Genomic DNA, 7,030 nt, shown 5'->3' with positions numbered 1-7,030 from the left:
AATCATCCGAGAGGATGTCGTCGATCAGCTCAACCTTCCGGTGAATCTGGTTCCGCTTGCCCTGGCGGATGTCCAGCTTCAGGGTGACCCCCGTCCTGTATCCCTGCTCGGCCAGGATGCGGGTCGCCTTCTCGACGGTCTGCATGACCTGGCTCAGATCGCCCTCGATGATCGTGTTCATGGCGTTGGTCTGGTTGGGCAGACCCGACTCGCGGATGACCTTGATGGCCTGGGCCACGTATGTCGAAAGCTCCTCGCCCTGTCCGCTCGGGGCGATGGAGACCGAGGCCACCGTGTTCAAATAGGCCGGATCCCCGTGCTTCCTGTGCTCATCCATGTCCGAAGCCTTTCATCATGGTGGGGGGTGGGGTGCCTGGTTGGTCCGTCCCCCATACCGCCGTGGTAAGCAAATCGTATGTCCTGGTTCTGACAGCCCTTGCGCCGATTGGGGCCCGTCATAAGCCGACGGTATGCTTGGGGCCAGCGTCAGGTCCGTATGTGCCATACGGCGATCCCTAAGAGAAGGTGTGATCAGTGGCAGTCTCGAAACTGGATGAGGTCATCTCCCTGGCCAAGCGCCGGGGGTTCGTCTTTCCTGCGGGGGAGATCTACGGGGGAACCCGCTCGGCATGGGATTACGGTCCCCTGGGCGTGGCCCTCAAGGACAACATCAAGCGCGAGTGGTGGCGGTCCATGGTCGTCACCCGTGATGACGTGGTTGGCGTGGATACCTCTGTCATTCTTCCGACCGACGTCTGGGTGGCCTCGGGCCATGTCTCCGTCTTCAATGATCCTCTGATCGAGTGCCTGAACTGCCACAAGCGGCACCGGGCCGACACCCTGGAGGAGGCCTACGCCGAGAAGCACGGTCACCAGCCCGCCGACGGACTCGAGGACATTCCCTGCCCCGACTGCGGGACCAAGGGCCAGTGGACCGAGCCGCGCGACTTCAACATGATGCTGCAGACCCACCTGGGTCCCGTCCAGGATGACAAGAGCCTGCATTACCTTCGCCCGGAGACCGCCCAGGGCATCTTCGTCGACTTCAAGACGGTCATGGCCTCCTCCCGGTCCAAGCCCCCCTTCGGCATCGCCAACATGGGCAAGAGCTTCCGCAATGAGATCACGCCAGGCAACTTCATCTTCCGCACCCGTGAGTTCGAGCAGATGGAGATGGAGTTCTTCGTTCAGCCAGGCACCGACGAGGAATGGCACCAGTACTGGATCGACGCCCGCACCCGCTGGTACACCGACCTTGGCATCGACCCCGAAAATCTGCGCCATTACGAGCACCCCAAGGCCAAGTTGGCCCACTACTCCAAGCGGACCGTCGACATCGAGTACCGCTTCGGCTTCCAGGGGTCCCAATGGGGTGAGCTGGAGGGCGTGGCCAACAGGACCGACTTCGACCTGAAGGCCCATGCCCGGCACTCAGGTGAGGACCTGAGCTACTTCGACCAGGCCAGTGGCGAGCGGTACGTCCCCTACGTGATCGAGCCCGCCGCCGGACTCACCCGTTCCCTGATGGCCTTCCTGGTCGATGCCTACGACGTGGACGAGGCACCCAACACCAAGGGTGGGGTGGACCGCCGCACCGTCCTCCGTCTCGACCCCAGGCTGGCCCCGGTCAAGGCCGCCGTCCTGCCGCTATCCAAGAAGCCCGAGCTTCAGCAGGTCGCCCATGATCTGGCTGCGGACCTCCGCCAGCAGGAGTGGATGGTCGACTACGACGAGTCCGGGGCCATCGGCCGCCGTTACCGTCGTCAGGACGAGATCGGCACTCCGCTCTGCATCACCGTGGACTTCGATTCCCCGGATGACCACGCCGTCACCATCCGTCAGCGTGATTCCATGCAACAGGATCGGGTCGCCCTGGACCAGGTCGAGGACTATGTCCGCGAGTGCATCGGGGAGAAGCGTGTGCGTTACCCGATGGGCCCGGCTTCGATCACCGGCACCCAGGCCGCCGACGGATACACCGATGTGCAGGCCGAGCCCGGGCAGGACGAGTCCGCCCCTGTCAAGGTGGCCGAGGCCGGCGGTGAGTACTGAGGCCGAATCCTCGATGAGATCCGTCAGTGAGGTACCGCAGGAGCCCGATGCCGGCCTGAGCAGGAGCGGGCAACCGCCGGTCAAGGAACCCGTCCAGGTCCGTTCACTGGACCTTGGGCCCATCCATGTGCCCACCCCGGTCATGCTCTCGCCCATGGCGGGGGTGACCAACTGGCCCTTCCGCCTGCTCTGTCGTGAATACGGCCCTGATGGTCTCTACGTGGCCGAGATGGTCACGGCCCGGGCCCTGGTGGCCCGCAATCCCAAGGCCTTCCGCCTCTGCAGGTTCGCCCCGGAGGAGAAGGTCCGCTCCCTTCAGCTCTACGGGGTGGACCCCCAGATCATGGAGCAGGCCACCCGGATGGTGGTGGATCGGGGGTGGGCCGACCATATCGATATGAACTTCGGCTGCCCCGTGCCCAAGGTGACCCGCCACGGGGGAGGTTCGGCACTGCCTTGGAAGACCGACCTCTTCCAGGACCTGGTCCATCGGGTGGTGTCGGTCTGTGGGCCTGCCGGGATCCCGGTCACGGCCAAGATCAGGGTGGGCATCGACCAGGACCACCTGACCTTCATGGAGGCGGGGCGCATCGCCCAGGAGGAGGGTTGTGCCGCCGTCACCCTCCATGCCCGGACCACTGCCGAGTATTACGGTGGGCATTCCGACTGGGACCGTATCTCCCAGCTGGTCCAGGCCCTGAGCATCCCGGTCTTCGGCAACGGAGACATATGGACGGCCGAGGATGCTCTGGATATGGTCAGGCAGACCGGGTGTGCCGGCGTGGCCGTCGGCCGTGGCTGCCAGGGCCGTCCCTGGATCTTCGCCGACATCCGTCACGCCCTCCGGGGATCCTCCATCCGTGAGGAGCCCGACCTGGGTCAGGTGGGGCGGATCATGGCCCGTCACGCCCGCCTCCTGGTGGACTTCTATGACGGTGACGAGACCATGGCCGTGCATGACATGCGCAAGCACGTGGCCTGGTACCTCAAGGGGTTTGCGGTCGGGGGAGCGACGCGCCGTGCCTTTATGTCCTGTGAGACCCTGGACCAGTTGGATGGGTGCATTGCCGGCCTGGATCAGGAAATGCCCTATCCGGCGGCTGTGGCCGGCAAGCCCAGGGGTCGGGTCCGGTATGCCAAGAAGGTTCGTCTGCCTTACGGTTGGCTTGATTCCAGAGCAACCACCCACGAGGAACGCCAGGCCCTCTTCGGCAACGACCCCATGGATGCGGCCTACTGAGGGTGGGGATTGGACCCTGGCTCGGGAGGCGGGGACCCGATTGGTGGACCCCGTATCGGGTGGGGTTGTGAATTGTCGTATCCGAAAATACCCGGTTGTGGTTTAGAATATGCGACAGAGACAGCATGGGTCCCCATCCGGTTGGGTCCGGGTTGCGCACAGGAGGTCCGTGCCGGCCATGAGCATTGCTGATGGGTGCCACGTGGGGCAGGAACGCCTATGGGTGAATGCGTGTTGGCGTATATGGTCTGCGCTAGAGTTAAGCGTAAGGTGAGTGACGGGAGCATACTGTGAGCGAGATTGCCCAGACTGACAATTTCAATGACAAGACCAACATCAAGGTCGTCGGTGTTGGCGGCGCAGGCGGCAACGCGGTCAATAGGATGATTGCTGAGGGCCTGCAGAACGTCGAGTTTGTGGCCATCAATACGGACGCCAAGGACCTGCTGCGATCCGATGCCGACGTGAAGATCTCCCTGTCCGACAGCAACAGTCGTGGGCTGGGTGCGGGTGCCGACCCCGAGAAGGGTGCCAAGGCGGCCCAGGACCACCAGTCCGATATAGAAGAGGTCCTCAAGGGATCCGACATGGTCTTCGTCACCGCTGGCGAGGGCGGCGGCACCGGCACGGGGGCCAGCCCCCTGGTCGCCCGGGCTGCCAGGCAGCAGGGTGCCCTGACCATCGCCGTGGTCACCAGGCCCTTCACTTTTGAGGGGCCCAGGCGTTCGGCTTCCGCCGAGTCCGGTATCGAGAACCTCCGCAAGGAGGTCGATGCCCTGATCGTCATCCCCAACGATCGCCTGCTCGATCTTTCCGACCGCACGGTCTCGGTCATGGATGCGTTCAAGACCGCCGATACCGCCCTCCTGGCCGGTGTCCAGGGCATCACCGACCTGATCACTATGAACTCCTACATCCACGTCGATTTCTCCGACGTGACCGCCATCCTCAAGGATGCCGGCACCGCCCTCTTCGGCATCGGTGCCGCTCGTGGCGAGGACAGGGCCACCCAGGCCGCCGAGATCGCCATCAGCTCCCCCCTGCTGGAGGAGAGCATCGAGGGTGCCCACGGTGCCCTGATCAACGTTGCCGGACCCACTGACCTGACCATGCAGGAGGCTTCCGCGGCCGCCCAGCTGGTTCAGGACGCCATCCACCCCGAGGCGCAGATCATCTGGGGCCTGGCCCTGGACGACGCCTATGGGGACGAGGTCCGTGTCACCGTGATCGCCGCAGGTTTCGACCCCAACGCCAAGAAGGATGAGGAGGAAACCCAGGCTGCGCCCGCCCACCAGGCAACCGCCTCCGATCCGGCCCCTTCCGTGCCCCCACTTCAGGAGGCCTCGGCCGCCCAGCGGGATCAGGCGGTCTCCGATCAGACTTCCGAGCATGAGGTGGTCCCCCCGACGACCGAAGATGATGGGAATTCGGCCGATCCGGGGTATCTTGATATTCCCGATTTCCTTCGGTGATGCGATAAGGAGCAAAGATGGCAGGTTTGATGAAGAACGCGATGTCCTTCCTGGGGATGACCGACGTCGTGGACGATGATGACGAGGTCATGGATGAGGAGGAGACCAGTGACGGTTTCGATACCGATCACTCGGTGACCCCCATGTCCGCCCAGTCATCGGCATCCAGCCAGGATGGGGAGTCCACCCCCTTCCAGAGCCATGTCAACCGCATTACGACCATTCATCCCAAGTCCTACGAGGATGCCCAGATGGTTGGCCGAGCCCTGCGTGACGGGGTCCCGGTGGTCCTCAACCTGACCGGGGTCTCCGAGTCGGTGGCCTACCGGATCGTGGACTTTTCCGCGGGTGTGGTCTTCGGCGTCCGCGGGTCCATCGAACGGGTGACCCCCAGGGTCTTCCTGCTCAGCCCCGCCCAGGTCAACATCAAGGTGGAAGAGGTCGAGTCCTCGTCCACCGCCAAGGGCCTCTTCGCCCAGTGACCGCGTCTTCCCCCGCCCTTCTGCCGGGGCGGATGTTCATCCTTGCGGCCCATTCCCGGAGTTTCATCATATGATCGTCATTCCCTTGCTCCGTTACCTGGTCAGCATCCTCATCGACACCTATCTTCTGGTCCTCTTCATCCGGATGATCCTGGACTGGGCCATGGTCCTGATGCCACGTTGGTATCCCAGGGGTGTCGTCGCCTCCCTGATTCGGGTCGTCTATGCGCTGACGGAGCCCCCACTGCGTTGGCTCCGTCGCTACATCCCGCCCCTGCCCATGGGTCGGATCCAGTTGGACGTCTCCTTCATGGTCCTGTATTTCATCCTGATTGTGATACAGATCCTCATTTGAGGAAGACGGTAAGACGGAGAATCGGCATGCTCCGTGCTAGCATTCAATAAGAGAAAAACAATCGGGCTGAGTGGCTCGAAGCGAGGTGGAGAATCATATGGCTCTTTTGACGCCCAAAGACATACGGGAGCACAACTTCCAAGTAGTGAGGCTTCATGCCGGTTATGACATTGACGAAGTGGATGACTTCCTCGACGAGGTGACCGAGACGGTTGAGGCCCTGGGCAAGCAGGCCATTCAAGGCAGAACGGCTTCGACCCAGTCCCTGGGAACTGACGTTGCTTCCCTGAACTCCAAGATTTCCGATCTGAGCGCCCAGGTGGAGTCCCTCCAGGCCGAGAACCGCGACCTGAAGAACCGTACTGCAAACGGTCAGGCCGCCCAGGCGCCGTCCCCCGATGCACAGACCACCCGCCAGCTGGCGGAGGCCGAGGGTCAGGTCAAGACCCTGAGCGGGCAGAACGAGCAGCTGCGTCGCCAGGTCGAGCAGCTGAACTCGCAGATCGACCAGCTGACCGCCCAGGCTGCCAATGGTAACAGCTCCGAGTCACTGGCCAACCAGCTCACCGCGGTCCAGAAGGAGCGCGACGCGGCCCGTCAGCAGGTTCAGAACCTGACCGATGAGCTCAACAAGGCCAAGTCCGACCTGAACACGGCCCAGCAGAGCGTGAATGCGGTCCGCCAGCAGGTGGCCCAGGCCCAGCAGGTCGGCCAGGAGCAGCGGGCCAAGTTCGAGCAGCTCGGCAAACAGTTGGAAGAGTCCCGGAAGCGCGAGGAGCAGTTGCGCGAGCAGGTCTCCAAGGTCGAGCCCTCGACCGAGACCGGCAGCCTGCGCAAGATCGCCGGAGCAGGTGCCGAGGCCAACAGTGAGGCCGGCCGTGCCACCGCCATGCTCACCCTGGCCATGCAGCTGCACGACCAGTATGTCGACAAGGGCAAGGCCAACGCCGCCCAGCTGGTGGACGAGGGCCAGGCCCAACACGATGAGATCGTCAAGAAGGCCGAGGACTACTCCAGGCGCACCCACGCCGAGGTCGACGAGTATTCCAAGAGGGTGCACTCCGAGGCCGACGGATATTCGGAGCGCGTGCGTTCCCAGGCTGACGAGTACTCGGTCAAGACCCGTTCGGATGCGGATACCTACTCCAAGAACCAGCACGACCAGGCCGACGAGTACGAGACCCAGGTACAGACCAGGGCCCAGGAGTACGACAAGAACACCCGTGACGGTGCCGATCGCTATGCGGCAGAGGTCAAGAGCAAGCTGGTCGAGCAGTCCAAGGTGCTCGAGGACAACATCCAGGGACTCAAGCAGTTCGAGGCCGGATACCGCAGCAAGCTGACCGAGTTCCTGAACCAGCTGGTCAACCAGATTTCGGATACCAGCAATTTCCAGTCCATGGAGAAGAACACCGGGGACAACAACTGA

Annotated in this window: 7 protein-coding genes; 6 read left to right on the top strand and 1 reads right to left on the bottom strand. The window is 63.2% G+C overall.

Annotation, left to right across the window (positions count from 1 at the left end):
* Positions 1–337 (bottom strand): MTH1187 family thiamine-binding protein (locus Q0K62_RS03415; protein WP_297316576.1); only part of this gene is annotated, 337 nt, incomplete at its 3' end.
* Positions 338–534: 197 nt separating this feature from the next.
* Here Q0K62_RS03415 and Q0K62_RS03410 point away from each other — a divergent pair.
* From Q0K62_RS03410 to Q0K62_RS03385, 6 genes are all read left to right on the top strand, one after another.
* On the top strand, positions 535–2,052 hold the full coding sequence (locus tag Q0K62_RS03410) for a glycine--tRNA ligase (protein ID WP_297316575.1): 1,518 nt from the start codon (positions 535–537) through the stop codon (positions 2,050–2,052).
* A gap of 13 nt (positions 2,053–2,065) precedes the next feature.
* The gene (gene dusB / locus Q0K62_RS03405) at positions 2,066–3,292 is read left to right on the top strand and encodes a tRNA dihydrouridine synthase DusB (RefSeq protein WP_297316574.1); all 1,227 of its coding nucleotides are present in this window, start codon (positions 2,066–2,068) and stop codon (positions 3,290–3,292) included.
* 290 nt (positions 3,293–3,582) lie between these two features.
* On the top strand, positions 3,583–4,764 hold the full coding sequence (ftsZ, locus tag Q0K62_RS03400; protein ID WP_297316573.1) for a cell division protein FtsZ: 1,182 nt from the start codon (positions 3,583–3,585) through the stop codon (positions 4,762–4,764).
* Positions 4,765–4,781: 17 nt separating this feature from the next.
* The gene (locus Q0K62_RS03395; RefSeq protein WP_297316572.1) at positions 4,782–5,246 is read left to right on the top strand and encodes a cell division protein SepF; all 465 of its coding nucleotides are present in this window, start codon (positions 4,782–4,784) and stop codon (positions 5,244–5,246) included.
* A gap of 70 nt (positions 5,247–5,316) precedes the next feature.
* Positions 5,317–5,601, top strand: coding sequence for a YggT family protein (locus tag Q0K62_RS03390; protein WP_297316571.1), 285 nt, complete (start codon positions 5,317–5,319; stop codon positions 5,599–5,601).
* Positions 5,602–5,698: 97 nt separating this feature from the next.
* Positions 5,699–7,030: a DivIVA domain-containing protein gene (locus Q0K62_RS03385; RefSeq protein ID WP_297316570.1), complete on the top strand. Its 1,332-nt coding sequence runs from the start codon at positions 5,699–5,701 to the stop codon at positions 7,028–7,030.

It is taken from the genome of uncultured Bifidobacterium sp. (assembly GCF_945269915.1).
Lineage (GTDB): Bacteria > Actinomycetota > Actinomycetes > Actinomycetales > Bifidobacteriaceae > Bombiscardovia > Bombiscardovia indica.
The sequence above is the reverse complement of the archived record's forward strand: the minus strand, read 5'-3'. Positions and strand labels throughout refer to the sequence as shown.

Excerpts from the sequence above, each read along its gene's own strand:
- dusB (WP_297316574.1), top strand. The coding sequence starts at position 2,066 with ATGAGATCCGTCAGTGAGGTACCGCAGGAGCCCGATGCCGGCCTGAGC.
- Q0K62_RS03395 (WP_297316572.1), top strand. The coding sequence starts at position 4,782 with ATGGCAGGTTTGATGAAGAACGCGATGTCCTTCCTGGGGATGACCGAC.
- Q0K62_RS03390 (WP_297316571.1), top strand. The coding sequence starts at position 5,317 with ATGATCGTCATTCCCTTGCTCCGTTACCTGGTCAGCATCCTCATCGAC.
- Q0K62_RS03385 (WP_297316570.1), top strand. The coding sequence starts at position 5,699 with ATGGCTCTTTTGACGCCCAAAGACATACGGGAGCACAACTTCCAAGTA.